Genomic DNA, 15,209 nt, shown 5'->3' with positions numbered 1-15,209 from the left:
GCGTCGCGACCGTCGAGCCGACGGGTCCGCGACACCATCGACTGCTGGACACCACACTACGCCGTTCTCTTGCATGATGCAAAAGAAGATCGGGAGTCAGGCGATGAGCTCGCAGAAGTGCCGTCCGCCGTCGGTCCAGCTCGCTCGCGCGGTCAGCCCGGCCGCCGCGGCGTGGACGTGCAGCGCGCGGAGCCCGACCTCGGCCCACGGGAACGCCGAGCTCGCGTGGCCGTCGGCGTCGGTCACGGTGGCGACGTACGTGCGGTCGGCGTCGGCGTCGCGGTTCGTCTCGACGACGACACGGCCACCGACCCGGACGATCTGGGCAGCACGGGCGAGCAGGGCGACCGGGTCGCCGCCGATGCCGATGTTGCCGTCGATGACGAGTGCGGTGTCCCAGTGGCCCTCGTCCGGCACCGGTTCGAAGACCGATCCCTGGACCGCTCGGCCGCCGGAGCGCGTGGCGATCGCGACGGCCTCCGCCGAGACGTCGACACCGAGTGCCGGCAGGCCCATCCGCAGCGCGGCGACGAGCATCCGGCCGGGTCCGCACCCGAGGTCGATGACCGGACCGTCGGCGCCTTCCAGCAGCGACCGGTCGACGCGGTCCGCCGCGGCACTCCAGCGTCCGACGTCCATCGTCACGACCTCACCCGGACGGTCGGGGTCGGTCAGACGGAGTCGGCCGTCGGACCGCAGGGCTCGCGTGTAGGGCTCGTCGCCGCCGGCCCCGAAGGCCTGCAGGGTGCTCGTCGTGTCGGTCATCGGACACCTCCGGGAGTCGTGGCGGACTCGTCGGCCAGGGCCGCCGCGAACCGCGTGGTGGGAGCGAGGGCCGCGACGCGCTCGGCGTCCGGCAGCGTGTCGACGTCGAGCAGCTCGGCCAGGAGGCCCGTGTCGAGCCCGGCGGACCGCAGCCGTCCGAGCTGCACGGCTCCGGTGTCGTCCTGCGACATCGGGACGCCGCGGATCAGGTCGCCGTCCGGCCGACGCATGAACAGGGACCAGAAGCCGCCGTCCTCGGCCGGCCCGAACCAGGCGTCGCGCTCGGCACCGTCGAACACGGGCGCGAGGGCGTCGACCGAGACCTGCGGGGTGTCCATGCCGACCAGCAGGAGCGGCTCCTGCACGGTGTCGAACAGGAACCCGAGGCGCTCGTCGAGCCCACCGCCCGGCTGGTGCAGGACGTCGAAGCCGGCCGCGCCCTCGGGCAGGAGGTCACCGTCGTAGAAGAGGACGCGTCGAGCGGCGGGCAGCGCCGACACCGTGGCGAGCGTGTCCGCGAGGCTGGCAGCGGCGACCCTGGCCGCACCCTCAGGTGACAGGGCCGGGGTCAGGCGTGTCTTGACCTTGCCGGGCAGGCACTCCTTGGCGACGACGGCCACGGTGATGCCCGTCACGAGCGGACCTCGGCGGCCGTGCTCTCGGCGGCAGCGGACGCCGAGGCGACCCGCTGGCGGACCGACACCGGCGCGGACGTCCGGTTGCGTGCCTCCCGGCGGTACGCCCGGAGCAGCCGTGACATGTCCTTGACGGCGTTGATGGTGCCGCGGAGCGTGCCGGTGACCTTGCTGTCACCGATGCGCTGCGCGTAGCCGATGTCGGACTCGTCGACGCGCCACCCGGCGGCGTGCGCGGCGAGCACCATCTCGAGCGGGTAGCCGCTCCGGCGGTCGCGGAGGTCGAGGGCGACGAGGTCCTCGCGGCGCATCACCCGCATCGGGCCGAGGTCGGTCAGGCGGTAGCCGGTCGCGCGGCGCATCAGGACGGCGAGGACGCGGTTCGCGAAGTGTGCGTGCGGCGCCCAGGCCCCGCGGCTGGTGGGGACACGACGGCCGAGGGCCAGGTCGACCCGGCCGTCGGCGACGCGCTGCACGAGGTCGGGGAGCTCGGCGGGGTCCATCGACGCGTCGGCGTCGCAGAAGGCCACGTACTCGGCGGTCGCGGCGGCGACACCGGCGGCACAGGCCGACCCGAAGCCGCGGACCGGCTCGGTGACGACGAGGGCGCCGAGCGCGCGGGCGATGTCGGCCGACCCGTCGGTCGAGCCGTTGTCGACGACCACGGCCCGGTACCCCTCGGGGAGGCGGCCGATGACGGACGGCAGTGCGTCCGCCTCGTCGAGGCAGGGGAGGATCACGTCGACGCTCATGGAGACCATTCGGTGCGGGTCCTCGGAGCGATGGGTCGGGGCCGTCGCCTCGTCAGTCGGGCGCGTCGGGTCCGGTCCGACGGCGTCCGCTGCGGGGTGTTGTGTCATGCACCCAACCCAACACGACGTTGCTGATCGGGGTACGTGACCGCGCGCTCCGATGGCCGTTCTCCGCACCGTCGCGGTGGTCCCGGTGGTGTGTCGGACGGGAGGCGCACCCCGAGTGGGGGACGTGCCTCCCGTCCGGTGGACGGCTGGGTCGGGTCCGGTCAGCGGACCGCAGCGCGGAGCGGAGCCGTCGCGAAGTCGCGCATGCCCTCGGAGAAGTCGACCTGCGCGTGCCAGCCGAGCTCCTCGGCGATGCGCGCCGAGGACGCGGTCACGTGCCGGACGTCGCCCAGGCGGTACTCGCCCGTGACGACCGGCTGCGGGCCGTCCGGGCCGGCGATCGCGGCGGCCATCTCGCCGATCGTGTGGACCGTGCCGGAGCCGACGTTGAACGCCCGGAAGGACTCCGACGGAGCGGACTCGGTCGCCGCGATCGCGGCGAGGTTCGCTCCGGCCACGTCGTCGACGTGCACGAAGTCGCGACGCTGGGCGCCGTCCTCGAAGACACGGGGGGCCTCGCCGCGGGCCAGGGCCGAGCGGAACAGCGACGCGACACCCGCGTAGGGCGTGTTCGCGGGCATGCCCGGGCCGTACACGTTGTGGTAGCGGAGCGCGACCGCACGGCCACCGGTGGCCCGGGTCCACGACGAGGCGAGCTGCTCCTGCGCGACCTTCGTCTGCGCGTAGACGTTCCGCGGGTCGAGCGCCGCCGACTCGTCGATCAGCCCCGGCAGCAGCGGGCGGCCGTCCGGACCGATCGGGTCGAACCGGCCGGCGTCCAGGTCCTCGCGGCGACGGGCCGGTGGTCGGAGGGGCTCGCCGTCCGCCGTCGTGTAGGCACCCTCGCCGTAGACCACCATCGAGCTGGCGACCACGAGCCGGCCGAGGTCCAGACGGTCCATCGCGGCGAGCACGTGCGCGGTGCCGGCGTCGTTGCTCGAGACGTAGTCGGGCGCGTCCTGGAAGTCGACGCCGAGCCCGACCTTCGCGGCCTGGTGGCAGACCACGTCGACCTCGTGCAGGGCTGCGTCGAGGGCGACCCGGTCGCGGACGTCACCGTGCACGAGTTCGATGCCGGCGGTGCGGTGGGCGGTGACGACGGCCTCCGGGTCACCGTGCACGTCGGTGCGCAGGGAGTCGAGGACGCGGACCTCGTACCCGGCGGCCAGGGCCTGGCGGACGATGGTCGAGCCGATGAAGCCGGCGCCGCCGGTGACGAGCAGGCGGGTCACGGGCGGAGCCCCAGCACGCGGGCGGACGCACTCGCCGGCACGAGTTCGCGCGGGGTGTAGTCGTCGGGGACCGCGGCGACGATCGAACCGATGGCGCGGACGATGACCTCGTTCGCCCGGGCCAGGCGGTCCATCACGGCCTGGTGGGTGACGGGGGCCTCGGGGCTGGCGGTGTTGGCGGTGCCGGTGCCGGTGCCGTTGCCGTTGCTCGTGCTGGCGGTCTCGTCCGTGGCCGGGGCGAGGCCGGCGTCGGCGTCCGTGACGAACGACAGGTTGACCGTGCCGATGCCGAGCTCGGCGGCCAGCGGGACCTCGGGCGACATCGTCATGTTGATCGTGTGGCCGCCCGCCTGGCGCATCCACACCGACTCGGCGCGGCTCGAGAACCGGGGGCCCTGGATCACGACACAGGTGCCGGTCGGGCGGAACGGCACGTCGAGCGCGGCGATGGCGTCGATCGCGGCACGGCGGAGCACCGGGTCGAACGGGTCCGCGAAGGAGAGGTGCTGCACCTCGTCCTCGAAGTACGTGTCGGCGCGGCCCCAGGTCCGGTCGATGAGCTGGTCGGTCACCACGAAGGTGCCGGGGGCGTAGTCCGGGTGCAGCCCACCGACGGCGCTCGAGGAGACCACTGCCCGCACCCCGAGGGACCGCAGCGCCCAGAGGTTCGCGCGGTGTTCGATGCGGTGCGGCGCGACCGAGTGCGCCCGGCCGTGCCGGGTGAGGAACGCCACCCGACGGCCGGACATCGTGCCGATGCTGATCGGGCTCGACGTCGCGCCGAACGGCGTCGGGACGTCGACCTCGTCGGCGGTCCCGGGTTCGAACAGTTCGTACAGGCCGGATCCACCGATCACACCGATCGTTGCCGTCTTCTCGTTCTCCACAGGTCCTCCGGTCGTCCTCGGCGCTGGTCGGCGCCGTCGTTACGCTACAGATGCGGGCCAGGAGCGGCCCGCGAACGGTGCGTCGTCCGATGCACCGCGTCAGGACCATTCGGAGGCGCTCGTGCGAACGATCGGTCAGCACCGGGAAGCAGTCCAGGCGCTCGTCCAGCCGGCGCTGCCGGGGGGACACGGAGCGGAATCGGCGTCGGCGTCGGTCGAGACGGTGTCCGTCGTCGACCTGGCGGTCGCATCCGGTGGCGGGCGCGGGTACCGGGTGCTCGCGGCGGCCGTCGCCGCGCCGACACCACTGCCGGCGTTCGACAACAGTCAGATGGACGGGTTCGCCGTCCGCGCTGCCGACGCCGGCAGCACACTCCGTGTCGTCGCTCCGATCCCGGCAGGGCTCGTGCCCCCGCCGCTCGAGCCCGACACCGCGGCACCGATCATGACCGGCGCACGGATCCCGGACGGCGCCGACGCCGTGTTCCCGGTGGAGTCGACCCCGGCCGGCTCCTTCCCGGCAGCCCTGGACGCCGACGTCGTGCCGGTACCGGACGACCTGGTCGCGGGGACGTTCGTGCGGGTGACCGGTTCGGACCTCCGTGCCGGCGGCGCCATCGCCCGTGCGGGACAGCCCGTCACCCCCGCCGTGCTCGGCGCGCTCGCCGGGGCCGGGGTCGCCTCGGTCGACGTGTTCCGCCGCCCCCGGGTCCTGGTCGTGTCGACGGGCAGCGAACTGCTCGACGACGACGCTGCCGCCGGGGACCTGCGGGCTGGCGCGGCGATCGGCGACGCGAACGGTGTCGCGCTCTCCGCCGCGCTCGCCGAGGTCGGCGTCGAGACCCGCCGTGTGCGGGTCGCCGACGACGTCGATCGGTTCGCCGACGCGCTCGACCGGGCCGTGGGGGACTGGGCCGACGTCGTCCTCACCACGGGCGGCATCAGTGCGGGGGCCTACGAGGTCGTCCGACAGGCGCTCGAGCCCCGCGGACTCCAGGTGACTCCGGTCGCGATGCAGCCCGGCGGTCCGCAGGCCCTCGGCAGCGTCACGGTCGCCGATCGGACCGTGCCCGTCGTGGCCTTCCCGGGCAACCCCGTCTCGGCGCTGGTCTCGTTCGAGGTGTTCCTCCGCCCGGTCCTCGCCCGCGCGGCCGGTCTGCCCGGAGCCCGTCCGAGCGACGACCTGCCGAGTGCCGACGCGGCGACCTCGCCCGCAGGCAAGCACCAGGTCCGGCGCGGCACCATCGTCGACGGCCGCGTGCAGTTCGTCGGCGGGCCCAGCTCGCACCTGCTCTGGCACTACGCGGAAGCCACACACCTCGTCCACGTCCCGGTCGGCACCAGTCAGGTCGACCCGGGCGACGTCCTGACCGTCTGGAGCATCCGATGACCGACCTGTCCCACGTCCGCGCCGACGGCAGCGCGCACATGGTGGACGTCTCCGACAAGGACGTCACCGCACGCTCCGCCACGGCGACCGCCACCCTCCTGACCCGTCCGGACGTCGTCTCCCGCATCCTCGACGGCTCGCTGCCGAAGGGCGAGGTGATCGGCACCGCCCGGATCGCGGCGATCATGGCGGTGAAGAAGACGTCCGACCTCATCCCGCTCTGCCACCCGCTGCCGATCGCCGGGGTCGAGGTCGACATCACCGGTGCCGAGGACCGCGTCGTCATCCAGGTGTCCGTCCGCACGACCTCCCGCACCGGGGTCGAGATGGAGGCCCTGACCGGCGCCAGCGTCGCCGCCCTCACCGTGTACGACATGGTCAAGGCCGTCGACCGCGCCGCCGTCATCAGTGACGTCCGGGTGCTCGAGAAGCACGGCGGACGCTCCGGCGACTGGAGCGCATCATGACCGACGCCGCAGCCGACCAGGGCCGTGCGGCCGTCCTCGTGGTGTCCACCTCGGCTGCCACCGACGCCACGCTCGACCGCACCGGACCGGTCATCGTCGACTGGCTCCGCACCCGTGGGTTCACCGTCAGCGACCCCACGATCGTCCCCGACGGCGGTCCCGTCGCGGACACCCTCACCGCCGCCGTCACGGGTGGCGCCCGGATCGTCATCACCACCGGCGGCACCGGTGTCACGCCGACCGACCGCACCCCCGAAGCCGTCGCGCCCCTGCTGGACCTGGAACTCCCCGGCATCGTCGAGGAGATCCGCCGCCGTGGCCTCGCCGGCGCCGGGCCGACCGCGCTGCTGAGTCGCGGGGTCGCCGGGGTCGTCGACGGCCGGGCCTTCGTCGTCACCCTGCCGGGGTCGCGCGGTGGGGTCGCCGACGGGCTGGCCGTGCTCGACGGACTCCTCGACCACCTGCTCGCCCAGCTCCACGGCGACGGCCACGCCCCGCGGAGCGCGTCATGAGCGCCACCGCGGCCGAGCGGGTCGTCGTGGCGGACGTCGTCGACCGGGACATCACCGTCGACGAGGTGTCGGCGGTCGTCGCCTCGGACCACGACGGCGCCGTCGTCACCTTCGCCGGGGTCGTCCGTGACCACGACGGGGGCAGGGGCGTCACCGCTCTCGACTACGAACGGCACCCGAGCGCTGGCGACGTCATCGCCTCGGTGGCCCGCACCATCGCCGAGCGGCACCCCGACGTCCGGATCGCCGTGCTGCACCGTGTGGGCGCACTCGGCATCGGGGACGTCGCGCTCGCCGCTGCCGTGGCGTCCGGGCACCGGGCCGAGGCCTTCGCGGCGTGCGGGGCGCTGGTCGACCTGGTGAAGGAGCAGGTGCCGATCTGGAAGCACCAGCGCTTCACCGACGGCTCCGACGAGTGGGTCGCGGCGCTCTGACGAGCGCACTCCGAGCCGTTCCCGCCCCGTGGGAGGCGCCGGCGGCCTCCGTCTGAAGAGCGCGTCCGATCCCGGCGCACCACGGGCCCGACCCACCCCGCGAAGGCGGGCGTAGCGAGAGGACACAGCGGACCCATAGGATCCTGGGTCATGGGGATCCTGCTGTCCGGCGTGAGCGTCGTCCTGCTCGTGTTCGCGTTGATCGACATCATCACGCGGAGTGACAGCGAGGTGCGGGGGCTGCCGAAGGTCGCGTGGATCATCCTCGTGATCCTGCTGCCCGTCGTCGGCAGCATCGTCTGGTTCGCCATCGGGCACGACTGGGCTGCCGGCCCGCGGAACCACGGCCGGTACATCGAACCCACCCGCCATGAGGACCGCTACGCCACCCTCGGCGCCGCGAAGAGCGCGCACGGCGACAAGCGCGTCTCGAGCACGGAGCAGGAACTCGCCGAACTCGAACGCGAGATCGAGTACTGGGAAGCGCAGGCGCGCCTGAAGCGGGCGAAGGAAGCCGCCGGCGAGGGCGACGCGACGTCGGCGTCGTGAGTCGCGCCTCCCGGTCGGCTCGGTGACGGACCGCCCCGCTGCCCGTACCTCGGCGTGAGCCTGACCAGCACAACCAGATCGGCCTCGCGCCACGGCATCCCGCGGTGCGAGCGGGATCCCGTTGTGCCCAGCCGGCCGGAACCGGCCCAGTCCGCCGGAAGCGGCCCAGCCGGCCGGAACCGGCGCGAACCCCCCGGCGGGCCGCCACCGGCAAGGGCCGCGGCGCGAGCCCCCCCCGGCCTGACCGCCTACCCTGGTCAGGTGGCTCATCTCCTCGGCGCCGAGAACGTGCATCTCGAGTTCCCCACCCGTGTCGTCTTCGACAGCGTGACCATCGGCCTCGACGAGGGCGACCGGATCGGCGTCGTCGGACGGAACGGCGACGGCAAGTCGACGCTGCTCGCCCTGCTGTCGCAGCGACTGGAGCCGGACGACGGCCGGGTGACGCACCGACGCGGCGTGACGATCGGGTACCTCGACCAGCGCGACATCCTGCCGGAGGGCATGACGGTCGGACAGGTGGTCGTCGGTGACCTCGCCGAGCACGAGTGGGCGGGCGACGCGAAGATCCGCGACGTCATCGGCGGCCTCGTCTCGGACATCCCCTGGGACGTCACGGTCGACGAGCTGTCCGGCGGGCAGCGGCGTCGGGTGGCGTTGGCGCGCCTGCTGGTCGGCGACTGGGACGTGCTGTTCCTCGACGAGCCCACCAACCACCTGGACGTCGAGGGCATCCAGTGGCTGGCCGAGCACATCAACCGACGGTGGTCGGCGAACCAGGGCGGCATGGTCGTCGTGACCCACGACCGGTGGTTCCTCGACGCCGTGTCGACCGACACGTGGGAGGTGCACGACGGCGTCGTCGAGCCCTTCGAGGGCGGCTACGCGGCGTACATCCTGCAGCGCGTGGAGCGTGACCGGCAGGCGGCATCGAGCGAGCAGCGCCGCCAGAACCTGGCCCGCAAGGAGCTCGCGTGGCTCCGCCGCGGTGCCCCCGCCCGGACGAGCAAGCCGAAGTTCCGCATCGACGCGGCGAACGCCCTCATCGACGACGTGCCGCCGATCCGCGACACGGTCGCACTGTCCCAGATGGCGACGGCGCGCCTGGGCAAGGACGTCGTCGACCTGATCGACGCGGGCGTGTCCTTCGACGGCACGATGATCATCGAGGACATCGAGTGGCGCATCGCCCCCGGTGAGCGCACCGGCATCCTCGGTCCGAACGGTGCCGGCAAGTCGACGCTGCTCAACCTGGTCTCCGGCAAGCTGCAGCCGACGTCCGGCCGGGTGAAGACCGGCAAGACGGTGCACATCGCGGTCCTCGACCAGCAGCTGGCCGACCTGGCACAGTTCGCCGACGACCGGGTCCGCGAGGTCGTGGCACGCAAGAAGACGAGCTACGTCGCCGACGGCAAGGAGATGACGCCGTCGCAGCTGCTCGAGCGCCTCGGGTTCACGTCGGAGCAGCTCTCGACCCCGGTGAAGGACCTGTCCGGCGGGCAGAAGCGGCGTCTGCAGCTCATGCTGATCCTGCTCGACGAGCCGAACGTGCTGATCCTCGACGAGCCCACGAACGACCTCGACACCGACATGCTGGCGGCGATGGAGGACCTCCTCGACACCTGGCCGGGCACCCTCCTGGTCGTCAGCCACGACCGGTACCTGCTCGAGCGGGTCACCGACCAGCAGTACGCGGTCCTCGGTGGGCACCTCCGCCACCTGCCGGGTGGCGTCGACGAGTACATGAAGCTGCGTGCCGCGGGCACCGGTGGCGGGACGGCGTCGGCTGCTGCCGCGGCGTCTGCCGGGAGGCCCGACACGGCCGGGTCCTCGGCCGTCGCCGCCGCCTCGGGGCTGCGTCCGGCGGGTGCGGCTCCGGCTGCGCCGACCCTGTCCGGTGCGGAGCGTCGTGTGGTGGAGAAGGAGATGTCCGCCCTCGATCGCCGGATCGGCAAGCTCGCCCTGGACCGGAAGAAGCGGCTCGAGGCGTTCGGCGCGCACGACCAGACCGACTACGAGGGGCTCGGGAAGCTGCAGGCGGAGCTCGCCGCGCTGGACGCCGAGGTCGAGCAGCTCGAGGAGCGGTGGCTCGAGGTCGCGGAGCAGCTCGGGGTGTAGCACCCACGCTGGTGCGGGTCCGAGGTCGGTTCCGCCGGCCCCGTGCATCGCCCGGGTCAGTGCGTCGTCCGCGTTCAGTGCGTCGTCGCGCGGCCGCCGCACTGCCACAGCGCCGCGGCCAGCGCGTCGATCTCCTGCCGGGCTGCGGGGTCGGCGGTGCCCTCGGCGAAGACGGTGAAGGCGATGCGGTCGCCGTCCACTTCGTCAGTGACGCCGGTCAGACCGAACATGTCGTCCAAGGTGCCGGTCTTGCCGCGGACGTGACCACGTGCCTCCCGGGCCACACCGCTGAACCGGCCGTGCTCGCCCAGCGTGCCCGTCCGCCCGGCCACCGCCAGGCCGGCGTCCACCGGTGCCAGCCCGTGTCCGTGCGTGGCGACGACACGCATCAGCGCGGTCATCGCCGACGCAGGCACACGGTCCTCGCCACTCAGGCCGGACCCGTCGACCAGACGCAGGTCCGCGGTCGGGATCCCCGTGTCCCGGAGCGCCTTCGTGGTGCCGGCCTGGATCGCGGCGAACGAGCGGCCGGTGCCCTCGGCGATCGCGACGTGGCGGGCGAGGACCTCGGCGAGGGTGTCGTCCGAGTGCGTCAGCAGCGTGGCGACCAGATCGGCGACGGGTGCCGAACGCACCGTGCCGAGCGGTTCCGCGTCCGCCGGGACCGGGACCGACACGGTCTCGACCTGCACCCCGGGACCGAGCAGCGCCGCGAACGCCGTCGCCGCGCGCGACACCGCGGCGGAGCTCCGCATCGAGTACGCGTCCGTGGGGTCGTCCCGGTCGCCGTCGACCATCAGGGCGGTGATGTTCGAGACGCTGCCACTGGTCCGCGCACTCTCGGGCCAGGTCGGGTTCCAGGCCGGACCGTCGAACAGGTCGGTGTCGACCTGGACGACCCGGACCGGCGGGAGGCCCGCGCGCGATGCGACGACCTGCCGGGCGAGGTCGTCGAGGTGCGGAGCGCCGGGGGAGACACCGTCCTGCCCGGTGGGTAGGCGACTCAGCGTCGGGTCGCCGCCGCCGACCAGCACCACGGCGTCCGGTGCGGTGCCCGCCACCACCGTGGTCGTGAACCGGTGGTCCGGGCCGAGGGTCGTCACCGCCGCTGCCGCGGTGAGGAGCTTCATCGTGCTGCCCGTCTGCGTCGGTTCATCGGCGCGGTGAGCCAGGACGCTCGCCCCCGTCCGGACCGACCGGGCGTCGAGGAACAGCTGCCCGGCCGACCAGTGCGCCGCCAGGTCCGGCGCGGTGCAGCGCGGGTCCGCCGCTGCCGACGCCCGGGTGCCGGCACCCGCGTCGACGACCGTCGCACCGATGGCCGTCGCGGTCGCCGACAGCAGCAGGACCACCACCAGGAAGACGGCACGGGGGTACCGGAGGAGGAACGCGCGGGCGCCGCGCTGTCGGGGCTGGTGGTCGGTCACCCGCTCAGCATCCCGCCCGGTCGCGGCCGGACGGATCGGTCGTTCGACCGAACTCCGCGGTCGCGACGTGGCAGCGGGTCATCCGAAGGTCGGGTCCTCGGCGCGGGTGCTAGTCCCCGAGGCCCAGGATGAGCCGCCGCAGCAGCCCGGCGAGCTGGTCCTGCTCAGCGTCGGACACCCCGGCCAGGATGTCCCGCTCGGCGCGGAGCAGGTCCGCGATCGCCCCGTCCACCGCCTGACGCCCCGCGGCGGTCAGGGACACCAGGATGCCGCGGCCGTCCCGCGGATCGGTCCGCCGCGCGACCAACCCACGCGAGGCCAGACGGTCCACGCGGTTCGTCATCGTGCCGCTCGTCACGAGCGTCTGCTGCAGCAGCACCTTCGGGCTCAGCTCGTACGGGTCACCCGCACGCCGGAGTGCCGACAGGACGTCGAACTCCCACGGCTCCATGCCCCCCGCGTCGAACGCCTGCCGACGGGCGCGGTCCAGGTGTCGGGCGAGCCGGTCCACCCGCGACAGCACGTCGAGGGGCGCGAAGTCCAGGTCGGGGCGCTCTCGACCCCACGCCGCGACGATCCGGTCGACCTCGTCCTCTGGCGGCATCCGTCCATCATGGCGTGGATCGGTGGCGCACGACCAGTGTCGGGCACATGGGAGGATGGTCGGGCTCCTCCGGGGGCGTTCCGCCTTGGTGTAATGGCAGCACGACGGCCTTTGGTGCCGTTAGGTCCGGGTTCGAATCCTGGAGGCGGAGCCGCGGGCGTCAGCGACGGCCTGAGGGCGTCCGACGTCGCTTCGCAGTCCACGGTCGTCGATCTCGTCGCGAGCGCGCACGTCGCTGACCGCGAGCGTGCGCCGAGGGCGCATCCGGTCACCAGGATGACGGAACGCTGGAGGTCGTCCGTGAGTTCCCGGAGCGGCCGGCGGCGATCCTGCCCGCGGACCCGGGCAGGGCCGCGGATCCGGGGCGTCTGACCGGCCCGACCTGAGGAACGGGCACGTTTGCGGTCGGTGTCGTGTCCTCAGTACGGTCGATCCGTCCACGTCGCGAGGTGGACGTCCGCCAGCAGTGCCGTCGACGGGAACCCGAATGACCACCGAGACCGTGATCACCAGCCCCTACCGGAAGACCGGCACAGCGAACGGCCCCCGCACCGGCGGCACGTCGACCTACTCGGCGCTGCTGCAGCGCGTGAAGGACGACGGGCTCCTCCGCCGCCGTCGCGGCTTCTACTGGTCGGTGTTCGCCGCCCTCGTCGTGGCGACCGCCGCGTGCTGGGTCGTCTTCGCCCAGCTGGGTGCCTCGTGGTTCCAGCTCATCGTGGCGGGCGCGCTCGGCGTCCTGTTCACCCAGTTCGCGTTCCTCTCGCACGAGTCGGCGCACCGGCAGGTGTTCGACTCCCGGAAGTGGAACGACCGTGCGGGCCGCTGGCTCGGCACGTTCGTCGTCGGCCTGTCGTACTCGTGGTGGATGAACAAGCACACCCGTCACCACGGCAACCCGAACACGATCGGCAAGGACCCGGACATCGCCCCCGACGGCGTCGTCTTCATCCCCGAGGACGCCGCCGCCACGACCGGCCCGATGCGCTGGCTCGTCCGGCACCAGGGGTGGCTGTTCTTCCCGCTGCTCACGCTCGAGGGCATCAACCTGCACCGGCACGCCGTCACCTCGGTGCTCCGCGGGGTCGACGGCAAGAGTGACCGCCGCGACCGGGTCGTCGAGGGCGTCATGCTCGCGGCTCGGTTCGGGATCTACCTGCCCGTGGTCTTCGTGTTCCTGCCGTTCGGGATGGCGTGTGCGTTCCTCGGTGTGCAGCTGGCCGTGTTCGGCGTGATGATGGGTGCCTCGTTCGCCCCGAACCACAAGGGCATGCCGACCATCGCGCACGACGCCAAGGTCGACTTCTTCTCCCGCCAGGTCCGGACCTCGCGCAACATCCGCGGCGGTTGGTGGGTGTCGTTCCTGATGGGCGGGCTGAACTACCAGGTCGAGCACCACCTGTTCCCCTCGATGCCCCGCCCCGCACTGAAGCAGGCACGGCTGCTGGTCCGGGACCACTGCGACAGCCTCGACGTGCCCTACACCGAGACCACCCTGCTGCGCTCCTACGGCATCGTCGTCCGGTACCTCAACCGGGTCGGCCTCGCCGCGCGTGACCCGTTCGACTGCCCGATGACCAGCGAGCTCCGCATCAGCTGACGCCGGCACGCCGGCACTCCGGCGCAGGCAGCCTGTCCGGAACAGACCGCGGGCCGACTCGAGATCGAGTCGGCCCGCGGTCTGTTCGTCGTCCGGGTCGCTCAGACCGTGATCGTCTCCCCGTCCGCCAGCGTCACCAGGTCGACCCCGGTGAGCTGCCCGGCGAACTGCGCGAACGAGCCCTTGCCGACCTCGCTGAGCATCAGGTCGTGGATCTGCACGGCGCGCTCCGGCTGGACGGCACGCACGAAGTCGACGAGCTCACCGAGCTTCGCCCACGGCCCCGACGTCGGCACGAGCAGGGTCTCGACCGGCACACCCGGCACGGCGTACGAGTCGCCCGGGTGGAAGACACGACCGTCGACCAGGAACCCGACGTTGCTCATCGGGGGCAGGTCGGGGTGGATGACGGCGTGGTCGCCACCGTGCACGCCGACCTCGAAGCCGCCGGCGGTGATCGTGTCACCGGGGGAGACGGCGACCACGCGGCCGTCGTGCTCGCCGAGCGCGTCGACGACGGACGCCGGTGCCCAGATGCGGAGGTCGGGCTGCGCGTCGAGCGCTGCCGTGAGGACGTCGGCGTCGAAGTGGTCGGGGTGGTCGTGGGTGACGAGCACGGCGTCGGCCGCCGCGACGAGCTCGGCGGACGTCGGCGTGTAGGCACCCGGGTCGAGGAGGACGCTGCGGTCGCCGTCGCGGAGGACCACGGTGGCGTGGGTGTGCTTGGTGAGTTCCATGCCGCCAACTGTACAGGCTGCCTGTACAGTTGGCGCATGACCCTCCGCGACTTCACGCTCGACGACGCGAACGCACTCCGGCGCGCGATCGGGGACAGCACCCGCGCCGTCCGCCGCTCGGAGACCACGCCCGAGGGGCAGGTCGAGACGCTCGGCTTCCTCGCGCGCGACGGCGCACACAGCATCGCCGCACTGGCGCGGCTCCGACGCGTGCGGCACCAGTCGATGCGGGTCACGGTGACCGACCTCGAGGCGCAGGGGCTCGTCGAGCGGACCCCGGACCCGGCCGATGCCCGTGGGGTCCTCGTGTCGTTGACCGAGGCCGGCCGGACGACCATCGACGAACTCCGCCTCCGCCGGTCCGCCCGCGTCCTGGCCGCGGCCGAGCGTGCGCTCTCCGCGGAGGAGCGTGCCGTCCTCGCGCACGCGGCCGACGCGATCGTCAAGCTGACCGCCGCGCTGGAGACGGACGGCAGCTGACCCGGACGGTCGGGTCAGGAAGCGGGCTCGAACCCGTAGGCCGTGGGATCCCGCCGGATCACATGCAGGACGCCCCGCATGTCCCACGATGCGGTCCCGACCTCGATCCGGAACTCGCCGGGTGGGGACAACCGGGCCGCGATCTGCTCGTTGTTGGCCCGGGTCACGCCCTCCCGCAGGAGGAGCCGCCCACAGTCGCGGGTCGAGATGACGACCTGGGCGATCGGACCCCCGATCCCGCGTGAGGACGACGACTGCATCTCGCCCTCGGCCGACGTCACGTCGCAGGTGATCGTCGTCTTGTGGTCAGCGTCGTAGGAGTGGACCACCGCCGGGCCGACGAAGACCACGCAGACGATCACCAGGACCACGGCGATCCCGGCACCGAAGCGGAACCAGGCCCGACGCTGACCGGGACGGACCGATCGTGTCCCACCTCGATCGTCTGCCGTGCTCGCGCTCCGCCTGCCCACATCTGCCCTTCGTCGAGTGTCGTCCGTCATCCTGCCGGA

At 72.9% G+C, this 15,209-nt stretch carries 17 protein-coding genes, 1 tRNA gene and 1 pseudogene; 10 read left to right on the top strand and 9 right to left on the bottom strand.

Going from position 1 to position 15,209, the window contains the following annotated elements; translation table 11 throughout:
* Nucleotides 1–96 precede the first annotated feature (96 nt).
* The 5 genes from E9228_RS06720 to E9228_RS06700 all read right to left on the bottom strand — a co-directional run bounded on the left by E9228_RS06720 (nucleotide 97) and on the right by E9228_RS06700 (nucleotide 4,379).
* Nucleotides 97–765, bottom strand: coding sequence for a methyltransferase domain-containing protein (locus E9228_RS06720; protein ID WP_166779794.1), 669 nt, complete (start codon nucleotides 763–765; stop codon nucleotides 97–99).
* On the bottom strand, nucleotides 762–1,400 hold the full coding sequence (locus E9228_RS06715) for a TIGR04282 family arsenosugar biosynthesis glycosyltransferase (RefSeq protein WP_341849806.1): 639 nt from the start codon (nucleotides 1,398–1,400) through the stop codon (nucleotides 762–764). Before E9228_RS06715 ends, E9228_RS06720 begins: the two co-directional genes overlap by 4 nt.
* A complete protein-coding gene (locus tag E9228_RS06710; protein ID WP_341849805.1) occupies nucleotides 1,397–2,152 on the bottom strand; it encodes a glycosyltransferase family 2 protein in 756 nt (251 codons plus the stop codon). The genes E9228_RS06715 and E9228_RS06710 overlap by 4 nt, the downstream gene beginning before the upstream one ends.
* 269 nt (nucleotides 2,153–2,421) lie before the next feature.
* A complete protein-coding gene (locus E9228_RS06705; RefSeq protein ID WP_166779793.1) occupies nucleotides 2,422–3,492 on the bottom strand; it encodes an NAD-dependent epimerase/dehydratase family protein in 1,071 nt (356 codons plus the stop codon).
* Nucleotides 3,489–4,379, bottom strand: coding sequence for a phosphorylase family protein (locus tag E9228_RS06700; protein ID WP_166779792.1), 891 nt, complete (start codon nucleotides 4,377–4,379; stop codon nucleotides 3,489–3,491). The genes E9228_RS06705 and E9228_RS06700 overlap by 4 nt, the downstream gene beginning before the upstream one ends.
* A 121-nt stretch (nucleotides 4,380–4,500) precedes the next feature.
* Here E9228_RS06700 and E9228_RS06695 point away from each other — a divergent pair, with 121 nt between their 5' ends.
* From E9228_RS06695 to E9228_RS06670, 7 genes and pseudogenes are all read left to right on the top strand, one after another.
* Complete coding sequence (locus E9228_RS06695) at nucleotides 4,501–5,769, top strand: molybdopterin-binding protein (protein WP_166779791.1); 1,269 nt, start codon at nucleotides 4,501–4,503, stop codon at nucleotides 5,767–5,769.
* Entirely contained in the window at nucleotides 5,766–6,236 is a 471-nt protein-coding gene (moaC, locus tag E9228_RS06690; protein ID WP_166779790.1) for a cyclic pyranopterin monophosphate synthase MoaC, read from the top strand. The genes E9228_RS06695 and moaC overlap by 4 nt, the downstream gene beginning before the upstream one ends.
* Nucleotides 6,233–6,748 (top strand): MogA/MoaB family molybdenum cofactor biosynthesis protein, encoded by a 516-nt coding sequence (locus tag E9228_RS06685; protein WP_166779789.1) that lies wholly within the window; start codon nucleotides 6,233–6,235, stop codon nucleotides 6,746–6,748. The genes moaC and E9228_RS06685 overlap by 4 nt, the downstream gene beginning before the upstream one ends.
* Nucleotides 6,745–7,182, top strand: a complete 438-nt coding sequence (locus tag E9228_RS06680) for a molybdenum cofactor biosynthesis protein MoaE (RefSeq protein ID WP_166779788.1) — start codon at nucleotides 6,745–6,747, stop codon at nucleotides 7,180–7,182. The genes E9228_RS06685 and E9228_RS06680 overlap by 4 nt, the downstream gene beginning before the upstream one ends.
* 150 nt (nucleotides 7,183–7,332) lie before the next feature.
* Nucleotides 7,333–7,731: a PLD nuclease N-terminal domain-containing protein gene (locus E9228_RS06675; protein ID WP_166779787.1), complete on the top strand. Its 399-nt coding sequence runs from the start codon at nucleotides 7,333–7,335 to the stop codon at nucleotides 7,729–7,731.
* A 54-nt stretch (nucleotides 7,732–7,785) separates the two neighbouring features.
* Nucleotides 7,786–8,461 (top strand): annotated as a pseudogene (locus E9228_RS17710) (ATP-binding cassette domain-containing protein); the annotation flags it as partial.
* Between the two features lie 56 nt (nucleotides 8,462–8,517).
* Nucleotides 8,518–9,849, top strand: coding sequence for an ABC-F family ATP-binding cassette domain-containing protein (locus tag E9228_RS06670; RefSeq protein ID WP_482156223.1), 1,332 nt, complete (start codon nucleotides 8,518–8,520; stop codon nucleotides 9,847–9,849).
* 74 nt (nucleotides 9,850–9,923) lie between these two features.
* On the opposite strand, the gene E9228_RS06665 is transcribed toward E9228_RS06670, so the two are convergent.
* Both E9228_RS06665 and E9228_RS06660 read right to left on the bottom strand, forming a co-directional pair.
* Entirely contained in the window at nucleotides 9,924–11,276 is a 1,353-nt protein-coding gene (locus tag E9228_RS06665; RefSeq protein ID WP_341849804.1) for a D-alanyl-D-alanine carboxypeptidase/D-alanyl-D-alanine-endopeptidase, read from the bottom strand.
* A 109-nt stretch (nucleotides 11,277–11,385) separates the two neighbouring features.
* On the bottom strand, nucleotides 11,386–11,880 hold the full coding sequence (locus E9228_RS06660) for a MarR family winged helix-turn-helix transcriptional regulator (protein WP_166779785.1): 495 nt from the start codon (nucleotides 11,878–11,880) through the stop codon (nucleotides 11,386–11,388).
* A 79-nt stretch (nucleotides 11,881–11,959) separates the two neighbouring features.
* On the opposite strand from E9228_RS06660, the gene E9228_RS06655 reads away from it, so the two are divergent.
* Both E9228_RS06655 and E9228_RS06650 read left to right on the top strand, forming a co-directional pair.
* Nucleotides 11,960–12,031 (top strand) — tRNA-Gln (locus tag E9228_RS06655).
* A gap of 336 nt (nucleotides 12,032–12,367) precedes the next feature.
* Nucleotides 12,368–13,480, top strand: coding sequence for a fatty acid desaturase family protein (locus E9228_RS06650; RefSeq protein ID WP_166779784.1), 1,113 nt, complete (start codon nucleotides 12,368–12,370; stop codon nucleotides 13,478–13,480).
* 101 nt (nucleotides 13,481–13,581) lie between these two features.
* Here E9228_RS06650 and E9228_RS06645 read toward each other — a convergent pair whose 3' ends face one another.
* Nucleotides 13,582–14,217: an MBL fold metallo-hydrolase gene (locus E9228_RS06645; protein WP_166779783.1), complete on the bottom strand. Its 636-nt coding sequence runs from the start codon at nucleotides 14,215–14,217 to the stop codon at nucleotides 13,582–13,584.
* Between the two features lie 36 nt (nucleotides 14,218–14,253).
* On the opposite strand from E9228_RS06645, the gene E9228_RS06640 reads away from it, so the two are divergent.
* Nucleotides 14,254–14,697: a MarR family winged helix-turn-helix transcriptional regulator gene (locus E9228_RS06640; RefSeq protein ID WP_166779782.1), complete on the top strand. Its 444-nt coding sequence runs from the start codon at nucleotides 14,254–14,256 to the stop codon at nucleotides 14,695–14,697.
* Nucleotides 14,698–14,711: 14 nt separating this feature from the next.
* Here the strand turns inward: E9228_RS06640 and E9228_RS06635 are convergent, their stop codons facing one another.
* A complete protein-coding gene (locus E9228_RS06635) occupies nucleotides 14,712–15,068 on the bottom strand; it encodes a hypothetical protein (RefSeq protein WP_166779781.1) in 357 nt (118 codons plus the stop codon).
* Between the last annotated feature and the right edge of the window lie 141 nt (nucleotides 15,069–15,209).

It is taken from the genome of Curtobacterium salicis, assembly GCF_011759505.1.
In the GTDB taxonomy this organism is placed as follows: Bacteria; Actinomycetota; Actinomycetes; order Actinomycetales; family Microbacteriaceae; genus Curtobacterium; species Curtobacterium salicis.
This window is presented reverse-complemented; position numbering and strand designations above follow the sequence as displayed.

Coding starts and splice junctions, on each gene's coding strand:
- E9228_RS06720 (WP_166779794.1), bottom strand. CDS start 765: ATGACCGACACGACGAGCACCCTGCAGGCCTTCGGGGCCGGCGGCGAC.
- E9228_RS06710 (WP_341849805.1), bottom strand. CDS start 2,152: ATGAGCGTCGACGTGATCCTCCCCTGCCTCGACGAGGCGGACGCACTG.
- moaC (WP_166779790.1), top strand. CDS start 5,766: ATGACCGACCTGTCCCACGTCCGCGCCGACGGCAGCGCGCACATGGTG.
- E9228_RS06685 (WP_166779789.1), top strand. CDS start 6,233: ATGACCGACGCCGCAGCCGACCAGGGCCGTGCGGCCGTCCTCGTGGTG.
- E9228_RS06680 (WP_166779788.1), top strand. CDS start 6,745: ATGAGCGCCACCGCGGCCGAGCGGGTCGTCGTGGCGGACGTCGTCGAC.
- E9228_RS06675 (WP_166779787.1), top strand. CDS start 7,333: ATGGGGATCCTGCTGTCCGGCGTGAGCGTCGTCCTGCTCGTGTTCGCG.
- E9228_RS06670 (WP_482156223.1), top strand. CDS start 8,518: ATGGTCGTCGTGACCCACGACCGGTGGTTCCTCGACGCCGTGTCGACC.
- E9228_RS06660 (WP_166779785.1), bottom strand. CDS start 11,880: ATGCCGCCAGAGGACGAGGTCGACCGGATCGTCGCGGCGTGGGGTCGA.
- E9228_RS06650 (WP_166779784.1), top strand. CDS start 12,368: ATGACCACCGAGACCGTGATCACCAGCCCCTACCGGAAGACCGGCACA.
- E9228_RS06645 (WP_166779783.1), bottom strand. CDS start 14,217: ATGGAACTCACCAAGCACACCCACGCCACCGTGGTCCTCCGCGACGGC.
- E9228_RS06640 (WP_166779782.1), top strand. CDS start 14,254: ATGACCCTCCGCGACTTCACGCTCGACGACGCGAACGCACTCCGGCGC.